A 22330-nucleotide genomic window follows, 5' to 3' on the forward strand; every position below is an offset into this window, starting at 1 on the left:
GATATGAGTAGATATGATGAATTTTAAAAGGGCATTAAGTAAGGAACAGACAACTTGTATCAATGGAATTTTTGTGTTGTTTGTGTTTCTATCACATTTTGGACAATATGAAACTATGCCATGGAATCCACTTCTATTAGGAATTGGACAATTGATGGTTGCACCATTTTTGTTCTATTCTGGATATGGCATAATGGAACAAATTCAAAGAAAGGGACATACATATATTGATGGTATGCCTAGAAAAAGAATATTGAAGTTTTATATTCACTTTTGTATGGCATTATGTATTTATTTGGCTTTGTCATTTTTATTAGATAAAGATTATCCCTTATTCAGAATTATATGGTCATTCACTGCACTAAGTTCTATTGGAAATAGTAATTGGTATGTGTTTGCGATACTAGCAATGTATAGTATTGTCTATATTTCGTTCAAACTATTTAAGTCACACGGTATTACTTCATGTGTTGCATTCACTGTTCTATATATGATTTTTATAGAAGAAGTAAAAGTCAAGAATGGTGATACAATATCATTCTTTGTTTTCCTGCAGGAATGATTCTATCTAAATATAAAGATCGGGTTTGTTCCATTATTCAAAAACCAGTATTCTTTATTTTTATGATTCTATTAGCTTTGATTTAGTATTTAGTTTCTTTATCTATACTTGCATATGAAGTAATCGCAATCTGTTTTTGTTTCTTCATTGTAGATGTATGTGCATATAAAGAAATTAAAAATGATTTGTTTCATTTCTTAGGTCAATATGTATTTGAAATCTATATCCTACAAAGAATTTCAATGAACCTATTTGATCGATATTTAAATGACTGGATTTATCTAATTGTATGTATACTTGTCACTTTCATTCTTGCCTATAACTTTAAAAAGCTAGAGACAAAAGTGGATGGGTATATTTAAAAAATCTCGATTATTATATTTGAAAGTAATTGAGATATTGTGAAAGTATAATGTTTTTATAATTCTTTGTGTACAATTTGTGTAGAAATTGACTACTTGGATATAACCTAAGGCTATGCAGACTTTAGGGCAAATGTCGAAAACTTGTCGAATAAGCAAGAACAATATTTAAAAAATACGGAAAGGTATTTATTTTATTGAGTTAGAAACTTATTTTTTGATGTAATTCCATCATAAAAATAACAGGTTTTCTTTCTTGGGTTAAAAGATATGATAATGAAAGTGTATTAAAAAAAGATTGTACGTTACTTGTACAATCTTTTTTAGTCGTCCATTTTAGATACTTTATTAAAAATTAGGTATCCAATCACAAACATGATGGAGAGAGCGGCAACACCTAAGTTTTGTTTACCCGTAATCTGTGTTACAACACCAATCAACATAGTTCCTAAAAAGCTAGCGCCTTTACCGCAGATATCAAATAGTCCGAAGTATTCACCACTGGCATTTTCTGGAATGATTTTTGCGAAGTATGATCTAGATAAAGCTTGAATACCACCTTGGAAACATCCAACCGCAACTGCTAATACCCAGAATTCCCATTGCTTATCCAATTGTACGGCAAATAAGGAAATTAAGAAGTATGCGATGATTGCGATTTTAATTAATGAAGCCGTATCTTTTGTTTTGGATAATACAGCGAATGTTAAACTTGCAGGGAAGGCAACAATTTGCGTCAATAATAAAGCTAATAGAAGGCCAGTTGTATTTAGTCCTAAACTTGTTCCGTAGGCTGTAGCCATATCGATAATTGTATAAACACCATCAATATAGAAGAAGAACGCAAATAAGAATAAGAAGACTTTCTTTTGTTCTTTTGCCTTCGTTAAAGTGTTTTTTAAACGAGCGAATGTATCTAAAACAGGATGTGCCTTTGGTTCAATATAGAATTTTTGTTTGTAGCTTTTTACTAAAGGAAGTGTAAATGCAATCCACCATACGGCATTTAATATAAATGCGATCATCATAGCTGCTTTTAATGTTATTCCCATTTTGTCATACATTAATACAAAGACTAAACTGATAATAAATGGAACAACGCTACCAATATATCCCCATGCATATCCTTTTGAACTCACGGCATCCATTCTATCTTCAGTAGTAATGTCTGTAAGCATGGAGTCATATACAATCAAAGATAAAGAATAGGCAACTTTGGCAGCAATAAATAGGACTAGAAATGCAAACCAAGAACTTGGAATCCAGAAACATGCAAGGGCTAATGCTCCAAGCGTTGCGGTTGTTAAGAAGATTTTCTTTTTATGATCTTTATAGTCAGCAAGTGTTCCTAGAATTGGACCTGCAAGTGCAACAATTAATGTCGAAATACTTGCTGCATAGCTCCAATAACTTAGGTAGTTGTATTCGGCTACACCTTGCGAACTTGAAAGATAATTAAAATAAATAGGAAGAATCGTTGCGACTAATAAAATAAAGGCAGAGTTTCCCATGTCGTAACAAATCCATTTGAATTCAAGTTTTGTTAATTTGTTTTTCATTTAATTTACCAACTTTCCAAAATTAATTTTATCAAATTTTAATCTTTGATATGTAAACAATTTGTTAATTTAATGATATATGTTTTAGGACGAATAATCTACAACAAAGTGAACATATTTTGTGAGTTGTCTTTATTTTCATTTGAATACATGAAAAATAATGAAAAATGAGTATAATAATACTGATAAAAAAAAGAAAATGGAGGAGATTATGGGTTATCGTATAGGATTCGACATTGGAAGTACAACCATCAAAGCAGTTGTTTTAGATGAAAATAACCAAATCTGTTATAAAAGTTATGAAAGACACAAGGCGCAAGTGCGTCAAAAAGCTCTAGATAAATTAGTAGAATTAAAGAAATATACAAAAGAACCATTTAAATTTGCGATCAGTGGATCGGGTGCTTTAGGATTATGTGAACAAGGAGAATTGCCTTTTGTTCAAGAAGTATTCGCAAGTGCAACTGGAGTCACTAAATTATATCCAGAAACCGATTGTGCAATTGAACTTGGTGGAGAAGACGCAAAAATTCTTTTCTTTCAAGGAAGCGTAGAACAAAGGATGAATTCAACTTGTGCCGGTGGTACAGGTGCATTTATTGATCAGATGTCTACCTTATTAAATATGTCTTTAGAAGAAATGAATGAAGCGAGTTTGAACTATCATCGCTTATACCCAATCGCATCTCGTTGTGGTGTGTTTGCGAAAACAGATATTCAGCCATTAATCAATCAAGGTGTAGATAAATGTGATTTGTGTGCCAGTATTTTTCAAGCAGTTGTGGATCAAACTATTACTTCGCTAGCGCAAGGAAGAAAGATTGAAGGAAACATCCTGTTTTTAGGTGGTCCACTTTACTTTATGAGTGGACTAAGAAAACGTTTTATCGAGACTTTAAAATTAAGCGATGCACAAGTTAATTGTCCTGAAACAGCTATTAACTTTGTGGCTTTAGGGACAGCAATTTGTGCAGATCAAGAATTTACATATGACGAATTATATAAAGCGTTAGAAGATTTAGTGCATGCACCTGCTAAATTAACGGAATCAAAACCTTTGTTTGAAAGTGAAGAAGACTATCAAAATTTTATTGAACGTCATAAATCACATGATGCAAAGTATGCTGATTTAAAGAATTATGATGGTAAAGCCTATTTGGGAATCGATTCAGGTTCAACGACTACAAAACTAGTTTTACTTGATAAAAACGATGCGATTTTATATGATTCATATACTTCAAACAAGGGAAATCCACTAGATGTAGTATTAGAAGATTTAAAGAAGATCTATGAAACAAATCCAAATATTAAAATTTATGGAGCCTATGCTACAGGATATGGTGAAGAATTGATGCGTCATGCCTTCCATTTAGATGGTGGAATTGTTGAAACAATGGCACACTATACGGCTGCTCGATCTTTCAATCCGGATGTAGATTATATATTAGATATTGGTGGACAAGATATTAAGTGTTTTAAAATTCGTGATGGACACATCGATGATATTGTATTGAATGAAGCTTGTTCAAGTGGATGTGGTTCTTTTATTGAAACATTCGCAAAATCACTTGGATATGATGCCGTGGAATTTGCTAAATTAGGATTAAAATCAAAACACCCTGTGGATTTAGGAACACGATGTACCGTATTTATGAATTCAGGTGTTAAACAAGCTCAAAAGAATGGTGCGAGCATTGAAGATATTTCGGCAGGACTATGTAAATCTGTTGTAAAGAATGCGCTATATAAAGTTATTCGTGCAAAGAATAAGGATGATATTGGAAAACATATCGTTGTGCAGGGTGGAACATTTCAAAATGATTCAGTGCTTCGTTGTTTCGAACAAGAACTTGGACTTGAAGTCATTCGACCAAGTATTGCCCCTTTAATGGGTGCATATGGTGCGGCTTTATATGCCAAAAAATTACATCGTACTCGAAGTAATATTTTGAATTATGAACAATTAATGAAGTTTACACATAAATCACAATCCGTGGCTTGCCAAGGCTGCAACAACCATTGTTCATTGACAATCAATACGTTTAATGATGGAACACGCTTAGTTGCCGGAAACAAATGTGATAAGATGGTGCATCGTGTTGAAACAAAGAAGGAAGAACTTCCAGATTTATATAAGATCAAAACGGATATGTTGAATGCGCAAAAGAAAAAATTTAGACATGATAAAAAGATTGGTATGCCTTTAGTTTTAAATAACTATGACTTATTGCCTTTCTGGACACGATTCTTTGATAGTTTAGGCTATGAAATTGTATGGTCAAAACCAAGTACAAAAGAAATGTATCATTCAGGACAACAAAGTATTCCAAGTGATACGGCATGTTTTCCTGCCAAAGTTGTGCATGGACATATTCAACAGTTGATTAATGAGGGTATAGATGTGATTTTCTATCCATGTATGACCTATAATGTAGATGAACATCAATCGGATAATCATTATAATTGTCCACTAGTTGCCTACTATCCAGAAGTGATTGCGGCCAATATGGATTTTGGTAAGACAAAAATTGTATATCCATTTATTAGTTTTGATGACAATGCAACTTTTGCGAAAGCTATACGCATGCACTTTGAAAAGGTGGGTGTTCATTTTAGTGAAAAAGATATTATTATCGCGAAAAATGCAGCGACAAATGAATATGAAGCTTTTCATGAACAATTAGTAAAGGAACATCGAAAAGCCGTTGCGTATGCACGTGAAAACAATCATCCAATTATTGTTCTTTGTGGAAGACCATATCACTTAGATCCTCTAATCAATCACCAGATGAACCAATTATTGACACAACTTGGCTTTGTGGTTGTCAGTGAAGAAAGTGTTCCACGTCAAATGAATCATAAAGTGAATGTTTTAAATCAATGGACATATCACGCAAGATTATATCAAGCGGCCCACTATGTAAACGATAATGAAGATATGAATTTGATTCAATTAGTAAGTTTTGGATGTGGCATTGATGCGATCACAAGTGATGAGGTTCGAGATATATTAAAGGATGGAAATAAATTTTATACACAAATCAAAATTGATGAAATCGATAATTTAGGCGCAGCTAAAATTCGTTTGCGTTCGTTAAAAGAGGCGATTGCCCAGAAGAAAGGAGCCTAAAATTGAGTTTAGAATATACATTATTTAATTCGGATATGAAGAAGGATTATACAATTTTAGTTCCTTCTATGCTTCCTATTCACTTTCGTTTGTTGACACCTGTCTTTGCGAAAAGTGGATATAAATTAGAAGTTTTGACAAACGAGGGAGAACAAGTACGTGAAGAAGGCTTGGCCCATGTACATAATGATACTTGTTATCCGGCACTATTGGTTATTGGACAAATGATTGATGCATTAAAAAGTGGTAAATATGATATGAATCATGTAGCCTGTGCCATTACACAAACAGCAGGAGGATGTCGTGCCAGTAATTATCTTTCCTTATTAAGAAAGGCTTTGGCTATGGAAGGATGGCAACACATTCCTTGTTTATCTGCGAATGCGAATGGCCTTGAAAAAGGTAGCAGCGTTGAATTTACAATGCCTTTGATTCTTCGCATTCTTTATGGAGCATTATATGGAGATGCCTTAATGTGGCTAAGTAATCAGGTAAAGCCTTATGAACTTGAAAAAGGAGCTACAGATAGAGCTGTCAATCAATTTATTGATGAATTGATTCCAACATTTGAGCACGGTTCTTATAAACAATCAAAGCGTATTTATAAAAAGATGTTGGAAATGTTTAAGGCCATTCCTCAAGATCGAACTAAAGATAAGATTCGTATTGGGATTGTTGGAGAAATTTATATGAAATATTCTCCATTAGGAAATCAACATTTGGAAGATTATTTAATTGAAGAAGGCTTTGAACCTGTACTTTCAGGCGTGATGGATTTTGCGTTATACTGTGTAGAAAATTCAATTATTGATTATGAATATTATCATATGCATGCCAAAAATCATTATATATATAATATAGTCAAAGATGTGATTATGCGTATGCAGAAAACATTTAGAGATATGGTAAAAAAGGATGGTACATTTATTGCACCAGATGATTTTAGTGAAGTCATTGATAATGGAAAAGCCTTTATTGATCCAGGTGTAAAAATGGGTGAAGGTTGGCTTTTAACAGGCGAAGTTGTTTCGTTAATTAAAAGTGGTGTTACCAATGTCATTAGTGCACAGCCATTTGGGTGTCTACCAAATCATATTGTTGCCAAAGGTATGGTTCGTAAAATTAAGGATGAGTATCCAGAAGCCAATATAGTTGCAATCGACTATGATCCAAGTGCATCAAAGGTAAATCAGGAAAATCGTATTCGATTGATGTTGGCTAATGCGAAATTAAGTGAAGAAATGAAGGCGAGTGTATAATGGAGTTTGTATATGCGTATGCTTACTTTATTTTGTATGCCTTTTTAGGTTGGGTGTGTGAAGATTTATATTGTGGAATTCCCGCAAAGAAGTTTATTAACCGAGGCTTCTTTTATGGTCCATATTGTCCGATCTATGGAGTAGGTGCTTTACTGGTTTTATATCCTTTATTATTTGTGAAAGATTATCCAATACTTGTATTTATTTTGGGTGTCATTATCACAAGTACTTTGGAATATATTACGAGTTGGGTAATGGAAATCTTATTTAAAACAAGATGGTGGGATTATTCTGAAAGATTTATGAATATCAATGGGCGTGTATGCTTATTGAATTCCACTTTATTTGGCATTATGTCTATTGTAGTTGTTTATGTTGTCCATCCTGTGATTCAAGATATAGTCTTAGATATTCCACTTACGGCATTGATGAGTTTCTTGTCAGCCTTTACGATTGGATTTGTCATTGACTGTGTATTTACTGTGCTTGCCTTACTTCGTCGCAAGAAAGTATTCCAAAAGATACAAACACAAATGGAAGCTTTCAAGAAGGATTTCGAAGCCGAAAGTCAATTGCGTGTTCAAGAAGCGCAAGAAGCCTTCCAAGAATGGATGTTGTCACGTCCTGATCTATCCGAACGTATTGAAGAATTCCAAAACAGTTTGGATAACTTCTCTTTAGAAGCTAAAAAACATATTTCAAAGGCTTTCCCAGAACGTCGTATTTCTACAGAAATTCGTAATATTGTTGCGGATGGCAAGTTAGCGCTTGAAAGAAGACGATTGAATGCGAATAAACAAGCTGAATTCTGTGAACTTACAAATATGGTCATGGTTCAAGATGACAAGGGAAATGTGCTGGTTCAAAATAGTAAAAATCCAAATGGATATACATTACCTGGTGGTCATATTGAACTTGGAGAATCATTTGTACAATCGGCAATTCGTGATGTAAAAAAGAAAACAGGTTTGGATGTTGATCAATTAGAGCTTTGTGGAACCAAACAGTTTATCACAAGTGATAATTGCAGGCACATTGTGTTCTTATATAAAACGAATGTGTTTAATGGAGAAATAAATGAAGAATCATATTGGATTCCATTATCGAATATTCATGATTATAAGTTGGTTTCAGGTTTAAGCGATGTGTTTGAAGTGTTTGCGGGAACTAAATTTAATGAGCTTTATTACAATGCTCAATATCAATTAAAAAAATATTAGACTTTGTGGTTTACAAGCAAAGTCTTTTTTTGCTATAATAACGAGGCAGGTTTATGCCTGTTCTCTGCTTCGTAAGAAGCCAAAAAGACCAAAGGGAGGTGTACACATGAAAAAATATGAAATTATGTACATTGTGAATGCATCTTTAGATGATGCAGCGTTCAAAACAGTTTCAGATCGTTTACATGCAACAATCACTGAAAACGGTGGTTCAATTGACAAAGTAGATGACTGGGGTGTGAAAGAATTCGCTTACGAAATCGATCACATGAAAAAGGGACACTATGTAGTTATCAATGTAACTGCAAACAATGCAGGAGTTTTCGAATTCCAACGTTTGTCTCGTATCAGCAACAATGTTATTCGTATTATGGTTGTAAAAACTGAAAGCGAAAAATAATCGAGGTTAAATAAAAATATGATTAATAGAGTAGTGTTAGTTGGGCGTTTAACACGTGATCCAGAATTACGTAAAACGCAAGGCGGAACAAGTGTTTGCTCATTCACAATGGCAGTTGGTCGTCGTGTTCAAACACAAGGACAGCCAGATGCAGATTTTATTAACTGTGTAGCTTGGAATAAAACAGCTGATTTAATGACACAGTATTTACACAAAGGTTCATTGATTGGTTTAGAAGGACGTATTCAAACTCGTTCTTATGATAATCAGCAAGGACAAAGGGTATATGTTACAGAGGTTGTGGCAGAAAGTGTTCAATTCTTAGAACCAAAAAATGCTCAATCAAATTATTCAGCTCCAAGCCAAGATTATGGAATGAATCAAGGTTTTGCTCAAAATACATATGCTGCTCCTGTGCAGAATGGATATAATCAGAATCCATATTCAAATCCTGCGCAGAATACAAATAATGCATTTGATTCAACATTCAATGCAGATGACTCACTAGATATTGCTAGTGATGACTTACCATTCTAGAAAGGAAGGACTTACTTATGGCATTTAAAAAACAACGTATGGGTCGTAAAAAAGTTTGTTACTTCACTAAGAACAAAATTAAGGAAATCGACTACAAAGACGTAGAATTATTAAAACGTTTCATCAACGCTAACGGAAAAATTATTCCTAGACGTGTAACTGGAACTCGTGCAAAATACCAAAGAATGTTAGCAACAGCTATTAAACGTGCTCGTCAAATGGCTTTGTTACCTTACGTGGTTGACTAATTAGACTTCATATATTGAAGTCTTTTTTTTTATTTTATATAATAATCGTATGATAAAAACGAAACAAATCACAAAAGGTGCTATGGTTTGCGCTATTTATGGAGCTTTATTATTTTTAAATCAACAAAGTGCATTAATGATTGAATCCAGTGCTTCCTGGATTTTTGCTTTCCCTGTGCTAATTTATACGGCGATGAGTGGAGTCAAAATGGGAGCTTTGGTTACAATATGCATGGGTTTGATGACGATGGTTTTTGGAGGATTTACAACCTGGTTTTATAGTTGGACTTCTTTGTTGATTGGATATTTTTATGGATTAGGGGTTTTTAAACGTTTTAAGAATATGACAAATTTTATTTTTTGTTTTATTCTTTCCATAATAGCAAATTTATGCATAATTCTATTATGGAGTACATTGTTCGGTATTGATTTCTATGAGGATTTCCTCATGATTTCACAATATATTCCATTTATCAGTTTAAAAGTTTTCACATACTTGATGATAGGTATGCTAGGACTTTTACAAGCTTTATGTATTCACTTAGTCGCATTGATGGTATGCATGCGTATGCATATGGATATTGTTCCATTGCAGCCATTATCGAAGGTACAAAGCCCAAGATGGGTTGGAGTATGTTCTGTTGTGGTGTGGATTGCATTCTTTTTTATTCAAAATGTGATAGAATGTCCAACGGGGATCGTTGATTTAGCACAAATTATTTTCTTTGTGGATTGTGCTTTACTTTTATATTTTGGTGTTGTTTATTTTATGAGTTTATGTGTAAAGTATCAAAAAAAGAGATGGTCATTCCTTTCTATTTTTGGTGCTTTTATACCTGGGCTTAATTTGTTGTGGATACTTATGGGAGAATTAGACTGTCTTTTACAGTTGAGAAAAGAATAGAGGTTTTCTATATGAAACAATTTGAAAAGTGGCGTAGTCTGTGCGTTACTGGTCTAGTACTAGGTTGCATATTAGCGCTATTGTTATTTTTGAAAAAAGAATTCATAATCATGGTTGCAATTTTGATTATATGGATTATTTTTATCTGTGCTTTCTTTGGCTTTTGGAAGTCTTTGAAGAAGCATGGTATGAAAACAGAGGTAGATATTTCAAGGGTTTTAGGAAAAGATGCTAAAGATGCACTGAATTTTGGCGATGTTGGTATTTTAACCTACAACGAAGAATATATTGTAACATGGGCATCACCTTTTTTTAAAGAAAAAGGCATTATATTAACGAATAGTAAATTAACAAGCTGGATCAGTAATATTCGTACTCTATTTGATGATGATGTGGATATGGTCATTGGTAAGAGTGAGGGCCGTATTTATGAAATTACACGTAAAAGAGATGCTCAAATATTGTATGTTAAAGACATTACAGACTATTATAATATGCGTCAGCAATATCTTGATAATGAAATTGTGGTTGGTTTGTTGCAGTTAGATAATTATATGGAATATCAATCTTATGAAAATGAAGAAATCATGGCACAAATCAATACGCATTTAAGAACTTCTTTAGTAACTTGGGCAAAAGAAAACAAAATGTTTGTGAGACGTTTACGTTCGGATCGTTTCTTGGTTATTTTAAATAAAGAGATTTTAACTCAAGTGCGCAAACAGAATTTTACGATTTTACAGTTAATCAAAGATGAAGCTAATAAATTAGATGTATCTATTACATTAAGTATGGCCTTTGCGTATGGCTCGAATGATTTTACAGTTTTAGATGATATGGTCAATGAATTGATTGAATTAGCTCAAAGTCGTGGTGGTGATCAGGCTGCTATCCGTGCGAGTGGGGGAACTGTTCAATTTGTGGGAGGAAACTCAGAGACGAGCTCGACTCGTTCTAAAGTACGTGTTCGTATTATGGCACAATCAATTCAAGAAGCTATCATGGAATCAAATCGTGTTTATATTGCAGGACATGTTATGAGTGATTTTGACTGTATGGGAGCTTGTCTTGCCTTATCTAGTTGGGCGCATGCGTTAGGTAAAGATGTATATATTGTTTTAAAAGATGTACCTAGAGATGAGCAACTTCAAGAAGTGATGAATTCATTTAGCTCAGTTGTTCAAGAAAGGCATAATTTGGTTACTCCAGATGAGGCTATGGCTTCCATAGATTTCAATAAAGATTTATTAATTATGGCTGATCATGGTATTCCAGCTATTTCGAGTGCTAGAGATTTCGTAGAACAATGCAATCGTATTCTAGTGATTGATCATCATAGGCGTAGTGATACATTTGTGAAAAATACTTTATTAACTTATGTTGAAAGTAGTGCAAGTTCTGCTTGTGAATTAATTGTAGAATTACTTCAGAATATTCCCGATCATATTCCTATTTTTGAAATGGAAGCTACTATTATGTATTTGGGTATTTTAGTGGATACAAACCGCTTTAAAATGCATACAGATGCACGTACATTTGAGGCGGCCGCTGCTTTACAAAACTGGGGTGCTAATACTAAGCGTGCCGAAAAAGCATTGTGTGAAGACTATTTGTATTTCTCAATGAAGAATGCTTTAATTCAACAAGCGAAACCATATTATAATCATTTTATGATTGCAGCTATTGAAGATGAAACATTAGAAAAAACTATGATGGCTCAAGTATCGCAGGCCTTATTGTTGATAAAAGGATGTGTAGCTAGTTTTACCATTGCGAAAGTAAAGAATAATCCAAATGCGGTTGCGGTAAGCGCACGCAGTGATGGTTCATATAATGTTCAAAAGATTATGGAAAAATTAAATGGTGGTGGTCACTTTAGTGCGGCTGCTGTAGAAAGAGAAGATGTATCCGTACAACATATGAAGGATATGATCTTAAAATGTATAGAGGAGGAACAAAACAATGAAAGTAATATTGCTTAAAGATATTCGTAAATTAGGAAAGAAAGACGATGTAGTAGAAGTAAGTGATGGATATGCAAGAAACTTCTTGTTCAAAAACAAGTCTGCCATTGCCTATACAAAGGGTTCTGCCAAAGTTCTAGATCAACAAATGGAAGAAAGAGCCGAACATGAAGCTGAACTAAAAAAAGAGGCTGAGGCTTTGAGTGAAACCTTAAAGGGAATTACTTTGGAATTTAGATTAAGTACAGGTAAAAATGGAGCTACTTTTGGTTCTGTTTCTAGTAAACAAATTGTTGAGGCATTGGCAAAAAAAGGAATTCGTGTCGATAAAAGAAAACTTCAATTAGAACAATCAATTGCTTCATTGGGAGTAACGCGTGTTCCAGTTGATTTATATCGTGGACAAGTAATTGGTGAGATTGTTGTTCATGTAAGTGAAAAGGCATAGTATGTCTCGTGAAATGCCCAATGCAGTTTCCTTAGAACAATCTGTTCTTGGTTCTTTGATGGTATATCCAAGAGTTATTCAGGATTGTCAGGAACTCGATTTACATGCAGAAGAATTTTATTTACCTTCTCATCAACAGATTTATCAAGCGATATGTACGATTCATGAAAATGGTCAGCCCATTGATATGAATACAGTCATCACGCGTTTACAGGAAACGGATCAGTTGGAATCTAGTCAAGGAGCGGATTATATTATTCGCTTATCGGATTCAGCAATTTCAAGTGCTACTTCACGATCATATATTGAAACAATTAAAAATAAAGCACAATTAAGAAGACTGATTTATGTTGCAGATCAAATCAGTGAAGAAGGATATTCATCTGGAGAAGATATTGATACAGTACTTGACGATGCTGAACGTTTGGTTATGGATGTAACACGTCATCGTAGAGGTAGTGAATTTGAATCAAGTGAAGAAATTGTTTCGCGTGTTATTAATGAATTAAAAGAGCTTCGTACGATGAAGGGAGTAACTGGAATTGAAACTGGTTATGTCTTATTGGATCGTATGACAAATGGATTTCAGCGTGGGGATCTAATTATTCTTGCAGCTCGTCCTGCCATGGGAAAGAGTGCCTTGGCTTTAAATTTTGCAGCTCAAGTTGCGAAACGTAATGAAGGAGCTGTTGCGATATTCTCACTGGAAATGCCTAGTGATTCAATGATGAAACGTTTGATGAGTTCGGAATCTCAAGTTTATTCAGATAAGCTTCGTAGTGGTAAATTAACGAATGAAGAGATGTCCCGTTTATATGAGGCAGGTTCTCACTTGAGTGAAAGAAAGATTTTTATTGATGATACAAGTAGTATCAAGGTGTCTCAGATATTCTCGAAGTGTCGTAAATTAAAGAGTGAATATGGTTCGATTTCTTTAGTTGTGATTGACTATTTACAGTTGATTACAGGAACGCGTGCCGATTCTCGTCAACAAGAGGTCAGTGATATTTCGCGTAACCTAAAGATTCTAGCTAAAGAAATGGAATGTCCGGTTATCGCGCTATCTCAGCTTTCACGTAAGGTTGAAGAAAGAACGGATCATGAACCTCAATTATCGGATTTACGTGAGTCTGGATCTATTGAACAGGATGCCGATATTGTTATGTTCCTATATCGTAGTAATTATTATGATAAAGATAAGGAGTCTCAGGAAGAAACAGAAGTGGTTGATTTGTCTTTAGCGAAACATCGTAATGGTGGTATTGGAAAGATTCAGTTGGCTTTTGAAAAGAATATATCACGTTTTACCAATTTACAGGCTTCAGGAGATGATATTTATGCGCATTGATTTGTTGTGCAGTGGTTCAAAAGGCAATAGTTGTTTGATTCGTCATGGAAATACACAGCTATTAATTGACTGTGGTTCAACCAAAAAATATTTAATGGAAAGTTTTAAAAAGGTTGGAGCTTGCGTCGATGATACAAATGGTGTTTTGATTAGTCATGCACATTCGGATCATGTTTCTCAATTAAAGCATTTCAAACATTTAGATGTATATTCGTATTGTGATTTAAAGAATGCTTTAGATAAACATGATGTATTCCCAAATCAAAAAATGATTATTAATGATTTGAGTGTTCAATTTATTGGTTTATCACATGATTCACCTCACACCATTGGTTTTGTGGTTGAGTCGGATAGTGAAAAGCTAGTATATGTAACGGATACGGGGTATGTCCCCAATCAAATCAAGCCATATATTGCCAATGCAGATCATTATATTTTTGAAAGTAATCATGATGTTAATCGTTTAATGCAGACAAATCGTCCAATGTTTTTAAAACAGCGTATTTTAAGTGATAATGGACATTTGAATAATGAAGATTCAAGTTTGAACTTAACTTCTTTGATTAATGCGAAGACAAAGAATATTGTCTTGGCACATTTGAGTGAGGAAGCAAATACGCAAGATTTGGCTTTAGATACATTTTCGGATGTATTACTTAGAAAGGACTTACATCCTTCTAAAGTGGATGTAAGGGCGGCAAAACAGTTTGAAATTTTGACAATTGAGTAGAATTGTTTACTGATTAAAAAATTGAATATCTATATAATTAAGCACTGGAAGATTTGGCGAAAACCCTTTCTTTCAGTGTTTTCTATTATGGATAAGGATGTTATAATTATGACTATAAAGGTAGGTAATTTAAATGTTAACAGTTATTGATCATCCTTTAATTAAGCATAAACTAACAGTTATGCGAAAAAAGGATACGGGGACGAAAGATTTTCGTCAAAACTTAGATGAAATTGGAGGCTTGATGGTTTATGAAATCACACGTGATTTACCATTAAATCCAGTTGAAATTGAAACTCCAATTTGTGAGTATACTGGCTATGAATTGGCTAAAAAAGTGGTGATTGTGCCAATTTTACGTGCTGGACTTGGTATGGTAAATGGAATTCAAGATTTGATTCCAACCGCTAAAATTGCACATGTTGGTATGTATCGTGATGAACAAACTTTAGAACCACACACTTATTTTGAAAAATATCCAAAGAATTTAGAAGAAGCTATCACAATTGTAGTGGATCCAATGTTGGCAACAGGTGGATCGAGTGTGGCGGCTATCGATATGGTAAAAAAACAGGGCGCTACAAATATTAAATTAGTTTGTTTGGTTGGAGCTCCTGAAGGTGTGAAAGCTGTTGAAGAAGCACATCCAGATGTAGATATTTATTTGGCATCATTAGATGATCATTTAAATGAGCATGGATATATTGTTCCTGGTTTAGGAGATGCAGGCGATCGTATTTTCGGTACAAAATAGTTGATGAAACCTTATGCTTTTTCGGGAATGCTATGCACGAGTATGCTGATCTTTGGCCTGATTGGTTACAATATTGATGGTTGGTTACATACTACCCCACTATTTGTGATTATTGGTTTATTATATAGCATAATTGGTAGTGTGATTTTATTAATTAAAAAATCGAGGTAGAACAATGCAGCAAATGAATAAAAAAATAAAAAGGTATACTTTAGTTTTTAGCTTATTTTGTTCTATAGCTTGTGCAATGATTTTTCATTCTCAAATGATTCAAGTATTTATAGCGGTTTGGATTGGATGTCTGACAGGTTTAGTTGGGTATCATAAGATTGTTCAAATGGCTTTAAATATCCCAACAGACGAAGCGGCTGGAAAAAAGATTGGTACACAAGAATATATGAAACGATATTTAATGTATGGTCTAGTTTTAGTTGTTTGCCAATTGATGGAATTGCCTATATTGGCTGTTCTTGTTGGGCTAATGTGTAATAAAGGAGCTATTCTTTTATATGCACTAAAAGAAAAGGAGGATTTCCATGAGTGATGTAAGTGCAATTATCATTCACATAGGAAAGTTCTCTTTACAGATTCAGCAATCGATTCTTGTTTGGCTTGGAATTTGTGTTTTCTTTGCGTTTTTCTTCTATTTTGCAGGAAAGAAAATTGAAGAACAAGATCCATCAAAAGCTAGCAAAGGGATTGTGTATATTTGTGAGGAGATGTACAACTTAGTACTTTACGTAATTAAAGATAACTTAAGGGAAACAACAAAGAAGTATGTTCCATTGTTTGGTACTTTGATTGTGATGATGATTGTAAGTAACTTAATTGGGTTGATTGGACTTCAAAATCCAACGAGCAATGTAAGTTTTAATGCGACATTGGCTGTCACAATGTGGTTGATGATCCAGGGTAATGGTATTAAAAAAGGTGGATTGTTAGCTCGTATGAAAGAGTTGACGGAACCAATGTTTTTGTTGACACCATTGAATGTCATAGGAGAGTTGGCGTTGCCTATCTCATTAACAATGCGTTTATTTGGTAATATTTTGGCAGGATATATCATTTCTATGTTGGTCTATACATTGATTAAAATGTTAATGCCAGTAGGACTTTTAGGTTTATTAGTAACGCCTTTCTTACATATGTATTTTGATATATTCTCAGGTGTAATTCAGACATATATCTTCTTTACGCTTAGTTCGTTTTTCTTAGGACAACAAGTAGCAATTCAGGAAGATTAATAAATAGGAGGAAAATAAAATGTTTAATGAATTTTTCGTACGTGGTATGGCTTGCTTAGGTGCAGGTATTGCGATGATCGCTGGTTTAGGTCCTGGTATTGGTCAGGGTATTGCAGCTAGTAAAGGTGCAGAAAGTGTTGGTCGTAATCCAGATGCAGCAAGTAAAATTCAATCAATCATGGTATTAGGTATCGCCTTAGCCGAAACAACTGGTATCTATGCGTTGATCATTGCGATTTTATTAATTTTCATCAAAGGTTAATGATTAGGAGAATCGGTAATGATTGACTTTAATATTGACAATTATTTGCGAATTTCATTGACCGATGTTGTTTTAGTTTGTATTTCTACATTTTTGATTGTAATGTTTGCCAAAAAATTCTTTTGGGATAAATTACTAACTTTAATTCAAAAACGACAAGATTTAATTCAAGAAAATATTGATTCTTCAGTAGCTATTAAACAGCAGGCTGAAGATGTTAAAGAGAAGTATGATGAAAAATTGCGTAATGTTTCGCAAGAAGCTCATACCATTCTTGTTTCAGCTAGAGCACATGCGGATCAAGAAAAACAGCAAATTATAAAAGAAGCAAATGACGAAGCTTTGCGTATTAAGAAAAACGCAAACGAAGATATTGAACGTCAAAAGCGTGACGCTCAAAAAGAAATGAAAAAAGCAATTAGTGATGTTGCGTTAAGTGCAGCGAGTCAGTTGATCAAAAAAGAAATGGATGAAGAAACACAGAAGCAGTTTGTGGAAGATTTTATTGAACAGGCAGGCGATAAACAATGGTAGATTACACGCCTTATGCCCAGGCTCTATTTGAATTAGCAAAAGATTCAAGTCAAGAAATAGCTTGGATGTCTGAGCTAAAACAAGTAGCGCAAGTGATTACTTCGGTACCAGAATTGAGTCAAATTCTAGCACATCCAAGTATTCCTCGAGTAAAGAAAAAGGAAACCATCCAGACAGCTTTTGAATCCAAATTAGATACAACTGTATTTCGTTTCTTGCTTGTGTTAAATGAGCATAATGAACTTTCACATCTTGATATGATTAGTGATGCCTATGAAGAGTGTTATCGAAAGAAACATAGAATTGAAATTGTTAAGGTGACAAGTGCATCAAAACTTGGTGAAGATCAATTATCAAGATTGAAAGAAATGTTAGAGAAAAAATTAAATAAGACACTTGAACTTGAAGTACAAGTGGATTCATCTTTGATTGCAGGTATTAAAGTACAGGCAAATGATTTAGTGATGGATAATACGGTCATTGCGAAGATTGACGCAATGAAGGAAGCAATTAATAGATAAGCAGGTGATATGATGAGTTTAAATCCAGCAGAGATTTCAAAATTAATCAAAGCTCAGATTCAAAGTATCGACCAGGATCTTGAAATGAATGAAAGTGGTACTATTCTTACAGTTGGAGATGGTATCGCAACGGTATATGGATTGAAAAATGCCATGATGAGTGAATTGTTGTTATTTCCTCATGATGTATATGGTATGGTCATGAACTTAGAAGACGAACAAGTAGGTGTCGTATTACTAGGTGATAATTCAGATATCAAAGAGGGTGACGTTGTAAAACGTACAGGTCACATCATTGAAGTTCCAGTTGGTGATAGTTTGATGGGTCGTGTTGTCAACGCATTAGGACAACCGATTGATGGTTTAGGTGAAATCAAGACAGATAGAACACGTCCAGTAGAACGTGTTGCCCCAGGTGTAATGACAAGAAAGAGTGTTTCTGTTCCATTACAAACGGGTTTAAAAATTATTGACTCTATGATTCCAATTGGACGTGGTCAGCGTGAGTTGATCATTGGGGATCGTCAAACAGGTAAAACAGCCATCGCAATTGATACGATTTTGAATCAAAAAGGTCAAAATGTAAAATGTATTTATGTAGCGATTGGACAAAAAGCAAGTACTGTAGCTCAAATTGTTGAAAAATTAAAACAACATGGAGCTATGGAATATACAACAATTGTAGCGGCTACTGCATCTGAGGCAGCTCCATTACAATATATTGCACCATATGCAGGTTGTGCTATGGGTGAAGAATGGATGGAAAACGGAGAAGACGTTTTAATTGTTTATGATGATTTATCAAAACACGCCGTAGCTTACCGTACACTGTCTTTACTTCTTCGTCGTCCTCCTGGACGTGAAGCCTATCCTGGAGATGTCTTCTATTTGCATTCTCGTTTATTAGAGCGTGCTGCTCGTTTAAATGAAAATTATGGTGGTGGATCTTTAACCGCTTTACCAATCATTGAAACGCAAGCCGGAGATATTTCTGCTTATATTCCTACAAATGTAATTTCAATTACAGATGGACAGATCTTCTTAAAGACAGATATGTTTAATGAAGGTATTCGTCCAAGTGTAGATAGTGGTTTAAGTGTTAGCCGTGTAGGTAGTGCTGCACAGACAAAAGCTATGAAGCAGGTATCTGGCTCATTAAAATTAGAGCTTGCTCAATATCGTGAAATGGAATCTTTTGCAAAATTTGGTTCAGATTTAGATGCAAGTACAAAAGATGTGTTGGATCATGGTGCAAGATTAACTCAATTATTGATTCAAAAACAATATTCACCATTAACAGTGCCTGAACAAGTACTATCTTTATATGCTGCAAAAAATAGATATTTAAAACCAGTTGAAGTTGATCAAGTTGGTGAATTTGAACAGGGAATGTTGGAATATGTACATCGTGAATATCCTTATGTTTTAGATCAGATTGAAATGAAAAAGGCGATTGACGATGAATTAGAAGCTGATATTAAAAAGGCTTTAGATGCCTACGCAAAACAATATGCGCTAGAAAAGGGTGCGCAACATGGCACAAAGTAGACAAGCTATTCAGGCTCGAATCAGTTCCGTTAGTTCAACAAAGAAAATCACAAAAGCAATGCAGCTGATTGCTTCAAGTAAATTAACTAGACAAAGACAAATTATGGAAGAAAACCGTAGTTATGCACAAGGTTTACAAGAACTTTTTACAATGGTACTTCGTAGTGCTGGAAATGATTCTATGTATTTAAATGAGAATCAAGGAAAGCCAAGCTTTATCTTTGTGATCACAAGTGATATGGGACTTTGTGGTGGCTATAACGCAAACGTGTATCGTATGATACAAGACGAGTTTTCTGAAAAGGATCATGTAGTTATGGTTGGAGTTCGTGGCGTTGCATGGATTTCAAAAAGAAACTACAACGTTAATAATGTATTAAGTGATCTTGACGAGGATGATGTATATAATGCTTTATCGAAATGTATGCAGGATGCATTAGACTTGTTTGAAAAGAAAGAAATTTCAAAAATTCAAATTTTATATACGCACTATAAAAACACATTGACATTCGTTCCTACTTTAGAAACAGTTTTACCTGTTTCTAAACCCCAGGAAGAAAAGAAGTCAGGTATGCATGCAGACATGATTTTTGAACCAGATAAGGAAACGATGTTACAAAATATGATTCCTATGGTGACAAAATCAATTCTTTACTCTCGTTATTTAGAGAGTAAAACAAGTGAACAAGCTTCTAGAAGAATGGCAATGGAGAGTGCAACTGACAATGCAGAAGAATTGCAGAATGATCTTGAACTAGCATATAACCGTGTACGTCAAGGTGCCATTACGCAAGAAATCACTGAAATTGTCGGTGGTGCAAATGCACTTTCATAAAGGAGGGTAAACATGAGTCAAAATATTGGAAAAGTCGTTGAGATCATTGGTCCGGTTGTTGATATTCAATTTTCACAGAATAATTTACCAGATTTATTAACGGCAATTGAAATTGAACGCCCAAATGAAGAAAATCTAATTGTAGAAGTCGAACAAGATATTGGTTCAGATCGAGTACGTTGTATTGCGATGGGAAGTACAGATGGTTTAGTACGTGGTATGAATGCCATTGATACAGGAAAGCCAATTCAAGCTCCTGTTGGAGAAAATGTATTGGGTCGTATGTTTAATGTATTAGGTAAGCCAATTGACGGTTTAGGAGATGTAGATGCGAATACGATGCCAATTCATAGAAAAGCACCTGCATTTGACGAACAAAGTACGACAAGTGAACCATTAGAAACGGGTATTAAAGTTATCGATTTATTATGTCCTTACGCAAAGGGTGGTAAGATCGGATTGTTTGGTGGTGCCGGTGTTGGTAAAACCGTATTGATTCAGGAATTGATCCACAATATTGCCAAAGAGCATGGTGGTAAATCCGTTGTAGTAGGTGTAGGCGAAAGAACTCGTGAAGGAAATGATATGTATCACGAGATGAAAGATAGTGGTGTATTAGATAAAACTGTATTGGTTTATGGACAGATGAATGAAAGTCCAGGAGCCAGAATGCGTGTTGGATTAACAGGTCTTACAATGGCAGAATATTTCCGTGATGTAGAACACCAAGATGTATTGTTGTTTATTGATAACATCTTCCGTTTTACACAGGCAGGATCTGAAGTAAGTGCCTTATTAGGACGTGTTCCTAGTGCTGTAGGATATCAACCTACATTAGCTACAGAAATGGGACAGTTACAAGAAAGAATCACATCAACAAAAGATGGTTCTATCACTTCTGTACAGGCTATTTATGTACCTGCGGATGACTTAACGGACCCAGCTCCAGCAACAACATTCTCTCACTTGGATGCCAAAACAGTATTGGACCGTGATATTGCGGCATTAGGTATTTATCCTGCCGTAGATCCACTTGAATCAAGTTCACGTATTTTGGATCCACTAGTAGTTGGTGAAAAACACTATAAAGTAGCTCGTGGCGTTCAAAATATCTTACAGAGATATAAAGATCTTCAAGATATTATTGCCATCTTAGGTATGGATGAATTAAGTGAAGAAGATAAGAAGGTTGTAAACCGTGCACGTCGTGTTCGTAACTTCTTGTCACAACCATTTAACGTAGCCGAAGTATTCTCTGGTATTCCTGGAAAATATGTACCTTTGGAAGATACAATTCGTAGTTTTGAACGTTTATTAGCTGGTGAATTCGATGATCTTCCTGAACAAGCATTTATGTTTGTCGGAACAATTGAAGAAGCACAGGAAAAAGCTAAAAAAATGGCTGGTGAATAGTCATGATTGCTTTTAAAGTTGTAACACCTAAAGGCGAATATTTAAAACAAGACGTTAAGAGCATTCATGCAAAGACAGTGATTGGGGAAACTACAATTTTACCAAATCATATGCCAATCTTTGCATCTTTAGTTCCTTGTAAACTTGTTTTAAAGAATGAAAATGACGAAGAAGAGGTCTATGCGATTTCTGGTGGCTTTTTACAGTTCAATAAAAATGAAGGTATGATTTTGGCAGATGCGATCGAGGGGAAAAAAGATATCGATCTTGAGCGTGCTAAAAAATCAATGGAACGTGCTAAAGAACGTTTAGAAAAGAAAGATTCAAACACGAATCTAAAAAGAGCTCAATTATCATTGGAAAGAGCAATTAATAGAATTCATGTATATGGCGAGTAATCCTCGCCATTTTCTTTATGCTTTTGGCTTTAGCCGGTTGAGTACGAAGTACGAAACAACAAAACCACCTGCTATGCGGGTGGTATCAAAAAAATGTTATACAAAATAATCACCATTCTTTCTATAATGAAGGTGTTCAAGCTATCAAAA

The 22330-nt window shown here is 34.5% G+C and carries 24 protein-coding genes; 23 read left to right on the top strand and 1 reads right to left on the bottom strand.

The genetic code is table 11. The features are described from left to right. Positions 1-13: 13 nt before the first annotated feature. The gene (locus tag Q3907_RS05160) at positions 14-562 is read left to right on the top strand and encodes a hypothetical protein (RefSeq protein WP_301897555.1); all 549 of its coding nucleotides are present in this window, start codon (positions 14-16) and stop codon (positions 560-562) included. A gap of 685 nt (positions 563-1247) precedes the next feature. On the opposite strand, the gene Q3907_RS05165 is transcribed toward Q3907_RS05160, so the two are convergent. Further along, positions 1248-2483, bottom strand: a complete 1236-nt coding sequence (locus Q3907_RS05165) for an MFS transporter (protein ID WP_301897556.1) — start codon at positions 2481-2483, stop codon at positions 1248-1250. A 211-nt stretch (positions 2484-2694) separates the two neighbouring features. Between Q3907_RS05165 and Q3907_RS05170 the strand changes: the two genes are divergently transcribed. From Q3907_RS05170 to atpC, 22 genes are all read left to right on the top strand, one after another. Then, positions 2695-5613, top strand: coding sequence for an acyl-CoA dehydratase activase (locus Q3907_RS05170; protein ID WP_301897557.1), 2919 nt, complete (start codon positions 2695-2697; stop codon positions 5611-5613). 2 nt (positions 5614-5615) lie between these two features. Continuing rightward, the gene (locus tag Q3907_RS05175; RefSeq protein ID WP_301897558.1) at positions 5616-6872 is read left to right on the top strand and encodes a 2-hydroxyacyl-CoA dehydratase; all 1257 of its coding nucleotides are present in this window, start codon (positions 5616-5618) and stop codon (positions 6870-6872) included. Next, positions 6872-8092, top strand: a complete 1221-nt coding sequence (locus Q3907_RS05180; protein ID WP_301897559.1) for an NUDIX domain-containing protein — start codon at positions 6872-6874, stop codon at positions 8090-8092. Before Q3907_RS05175 ends, Q3907_RS05180 begins: the two co-directional genes overlap by 1 nt. 106 nt (positions 8093-8198) lie before the next feature. Then, positions 8199-8492 (top strand): 30S ribosomal protein S6, encoded by a 294-nt coding sequence (gene rpsF, locus Q3907_RS05185; protein WP_040466151.1) that lies wholly within the window; start codon positions 8199-8201, stop codon positions 8490-8492. Positions 8493-8510: 18 nt separating this feature from the next. Then, positions 8511-9029 (top strand): single-stranded DNA-binding protein, encoded by a 519-nt coding sequence (ssb, locus tag Q3907_RS05190; protein WP_295563188.1) that lies wholly within the window; start codon positions 8511-8513, stop codon positions 9027-9029. 17 nt (positions 9030-9046) lie between these two features. Beyond that, on the top strand, positions 9047-9277 hold the full coding sequence (gene rpsR, locus Q3907_RS05195) for a 30S ribosomal protein S18 (RefSeq protein ID WP_003864783.1): 231 nt from the start codon (positions 9047-9049) through the stop codon (positions 9275-9277). A 49-nt stretch (positions 9278-9326) separates the two neighbouring features. Next, positions 9327-10181 carry a hypothetical protein gene (locus Q3907_RS05200; RefSeq protein ID WP_301897560.1) on the top strand — a complete coding sequence of 285 codons (855 nt, stop codon included), beginning with the start codon at positions 9327-9329 and terminating at the stop codon, positions 10179-10181. A gap of 188 nt (positions 10182-10369) precedes the next feature. Beyond that, complete coding sequence (locus tag Q3907_RS05205) at positions 10370-12163, top strand: DHH family phosphoesterase (protein WP_301897561.1); 1794 nt, start codon at positions 10370-10372, stop codon at positions 12161-12163. Then, positions 12144-12593 (top strand): 50S ribosomal protein L9, encoded by a 450-nt coding sequence (rplI, locus tag Q3907_RS05210; protein WP_117993434.1) that lies wholly within the window; start codon positions 12144-12146, stop codon positions 12591-12593. The genes Q3907_RS05205 and rplI overlap by 20 nt, the downstream gene beginning before the upstream one ends. Before the next feature lies 1 nt (position 12594). After that, positions 12595-13941, top strand: a complete 1347-nt coding sequence (dnaB, locus tag Q3907_RS05215; RefSeq protein ID WP_295563194.1) for a replicative DNA helicase — start codon at positions 12595-12597, stop codon at positions 13939-13941. Beyond that, a complete protein-coding gene (locus Q3907_RS05220) occupies positions 13931-14671 on the top strand; it encodes an MBL fold metallo-hydrolase (protein WP_301897562.1) in 741 nt (246 codons plus the stop codon). The genes dnaB and Q3907_RS05220 overlap by 11 nt, the downstream gene beginning before the upstream one ends. A 133-nt stretch (positions 14672-14804) precedes the next feature. Beyond that, complete coding sequence (gene upp, locus Q3907_RS05225) at positions 14805-15425, top strand: uracil phosphoribosyltransferase (RefSeq protein WP_301897563.1); 621 nt, start codon at positions 14805-14807, stop codon at positions 15423-15425. Positions 15426-15452: 27 nt separating this feature from the next. Continuing rightward, positions 15453-15596, top strand: coding sequence for an AtpZ/AtpI family protein (locus Q3907_RS10700; protein WP_353885845.1), 144 nt, complete (start codon positions 15453-15455; stop codon positions 15594-15596). Between the two features lie 94 nt (positions 15597-15690). After that, the gene (locus Q3907_RS05230) at positions 15691-15969 is read left to right on the top strand and encodes a hypothetical protein (RefSeq protein ID WP_270511158.1); all 279 of its coding nucleotides are present in this window, start codon (positions 15691-15693) and stop codon (positions 15967-15969) included. Then, complete coding sequence (atpB, locus tag Q3907_RS05235) at positions 15962-16669, top strand: F0F1 ATP synthase subunit A (RefSeq protein ID WP_301897564.1); 708 nt, start codon at positions 15962-15964, stop codon at positions 16667-16669. Before Q3907_RS05230 ends, atpB begins: the two co-directional genes overlap by 8 nt. Before the next feature lie 19 nt (positions 16670-16688). Beyond that, positions 16689-16931 (top strand): ATP synthase F0 subunit C, encoded by a 243-nt coding sequence (gene atpE / locus Q3907_RS05240; protein WP_003864774.1) that lies wholly within the window; start codon positions 16689-16691, stop codon positions 16929-16931. A gap of 18 nt (positions 16932-16949) precedes the next feature. Continuing rightward, complete coding sequence (gene atpF, locus Q3907_RS05245) at positions 16950-17465, top strand: F0F1 ATP synthase subunit B (protein ID WP_295563200.1); 516 nt, start codon at positions 16950-16952, stop codon at positions 17463-17465. After that, entirely contained in the window at positions 17459-17986 is a 528-nt protein-coding gene (atpH, locus tag Q3907_RS05250; RefSeq protein ID WP_301897565.1) for an ATP synthase F1 subunit delta, read from the top strand. Before atpF ends, atpH begins: the two co-directional genes overlap by 7 nt. Before the next feature lie 12 nt (positions 17987-17998). After that, positions 17999-19534, top strand: a complete 1536-nt coding sequence (gene atpA / locus Q3907_RS05255; protein ID WP_295643753.1) for a F0F1 ATP synthase subunit alpha — start codon at positions 17999-18001, stop codon at positions 19532-19534. Next, a complete protein-coding gene (atpG, locus tag Q3907_RS05260; RefSeq protein ID WP_301897566.1) occupies positions 19521-20369 on the top strand; it encodes an ATP synthase F1 subunit gamma in 849 nt (282 codons plus the stop codon). Before atpA ends, atpG begins: the two co-directional genes overlap by 14 nt. A 12-nt stretch (positions 20370-20381) precedes the next feature. Further along, positions 20382-21782 carry a F0F1 ATP synthase subunit beta gene (gene atpD, locus Q3907_RS05265; protein WP_295563205.1) on the top strand — a complete coding sequence of 467 codons (1401 nt, stop codon included), beginning with the start codon at positions 20382-20384 and terminating at the stop codon, positions 21780-21782. 2 nt (positions 21783-21784) lie between these two features. Next, positions 21785-22180, top strand: coding sequence for an ATP synthase F1 subunit epsilon (atpC, locus tag Q3907_RS05270; RefSeq protein WP_118011107.1), 396 nt, complete (start codon positions 21785-21787; stop codon positions 22178-22180). Positions 22181-22330: the final 150 nt, after the last annotated feature.

Origin of the sequence: uncultured Holdemanella sp., assembly GCF_958348295.1 — a bacterium.
Lineage (GTDB): Bacteria > Bacillota_I > Bacilli_A > Erysipelotrichales > Erysipelotrichaceae > Holdemanella.

Coding starts and splice junctions, on each gene's coding strand:
- Q3907_RS05160 (WP_301897555.1), top strand. CDS start 14: ATGATGAATTTTAAAAGGGCATTAAGTAAGGAACAGACAACTTGTATC.
- Q3907_RS05165 (WP_301897556.1), bottom strand. CDS start 2,483: ATGAAAAACAAATTAACAAAACTTGAATTCAAATGGATTTGTTACGAC.
- Q3907_RS05170 (WP_301897557.1), top strand. CDS start 2,695: ATGGGTTATCGTATAGGATTCGACATTGGAAGTACAACCATCAAAGCA.
- Q3907_RS05180 (WP_301897559.1), top strand. CDS start 6,872: ATGGAGTTTGTATATGCGTATGCTTACTTTATTTTGTATGCCTTTTTA.
- rpsF (WP_040466151.1), top strand. CDS start 8,199: ATGAAAAAATATGAAATTATGTACATTGTGAATGCATCTTTAGATGAT.
- ssb (WP_295563188.1), top strand. CDS start 8,511: ATGATTAATAGAGTAGTGTTAGTTGGGCGTTTAACACGTGATCCAGAA.
- rpsR (WP_003864783.1), top strand. CDS start 9,047: ATGGCATTTAAAAAACAACGTATGGGTCGTAAAAAAGTTTGTTACTTC.
- Q3907_RS05200 (WP_301897560.1), top strand. CDS start 9,327: ATGATAAAAACGAAACAAATCACAAAAGGTGCTATGGTTTGCGCTATT.
- Q3907_RS05205 (WP_301897561.1), top strand. CDS start 10,370: ATGAAAACAGAGGTAGATATTTCAAGGGTTTTAGGAAAAGATGCTAAA.
- rplI (WP_117993434.1), top strand. CDS start 12,144: ATGAAAGTAATATTGCTTAAAGATATTCGTAAATTAGGAAAGAAAGAC.
- dnaB (WP_295563194.1), top strand. CDS start 12,595: ATGTCTCGTGAAATGCCCAATGCAGTTTCCTTAGAACAATCTGTTCTT.
- Q3907_RS05220 (WP_301897562.1), top strand. CDS start 13,931: ATGCGCATTGATTTGTTGTGCAGTGGTTCAAAAGGCAATAGTTGTTTG.
- upp (WP_301897563.1), top strand. CDS start 14,805: ATGTTAACAGTTATTGATCATCCTTTAATTAAGCATAAACTAACAGTT.
- Q3907_RS10700 (WP_353885845.1), top strand. CDS start 15,453: ATGCTATGCACGAGTATGCTGATCTTTGGCCTGATTGGTTACAATATT.
- Q3907_RS05230 (WP_270511158.1), top strand. CDS start 15,691: ATGATTCAAGTATTTATAGCGGTTTGGATTGGATGTCTGACAGGTTTA.
- atpB (WP_301897564.1), top strand. CDS start 15,962: ATGAGTGATGTAAGTGCAATTATCATTCACATAGGAAAGTTCTCTTTA.
- atpE (WP_003864774.1), top strand. CDS start 16,689: ATGTTTAATGAATTTTTCGTACGTGGTATGGCTTGCTTAGGTGCAGGT.
- atpF (WP_295563200.1), top strand. CDS start 16,950: ATGATTGACTTTAATATTGACAATTATTTGCGAATTTCATTGACCGAT.
- atpH (WP_301897565.1), top strand. CDS start 17,459: ATGGTAGATTACACGCCTTATGCCCAGGCTCTATTTGAATTAGCAAAA.
- atpA (WP_295643753.1), top strand. CDS start 17,999: ATGAGTTTAAATCCAGCAGAGATTTCAAAATTAATCAAAGCTCAGATT.
- atpG (WP_301897566.1), top strand. CDS start 19,521: ATGGCACAAAGTAGACAAGCTATTCAGGCTCGAATCAGTTCCGTTAGT.
- atpD (WP_295563205.1), top strand. CDS start 20,382: ATGAGTCAAAATATTGGAAAAGTCGTTGAGATCATTGGTCCGGTTGTT.
- atpC (WP_118011107.1), top strand. CDS start 21,785: ATGATTGCTTTTAAAGTTGTAACACCTAAAGGCGAATATTTAAAACAA.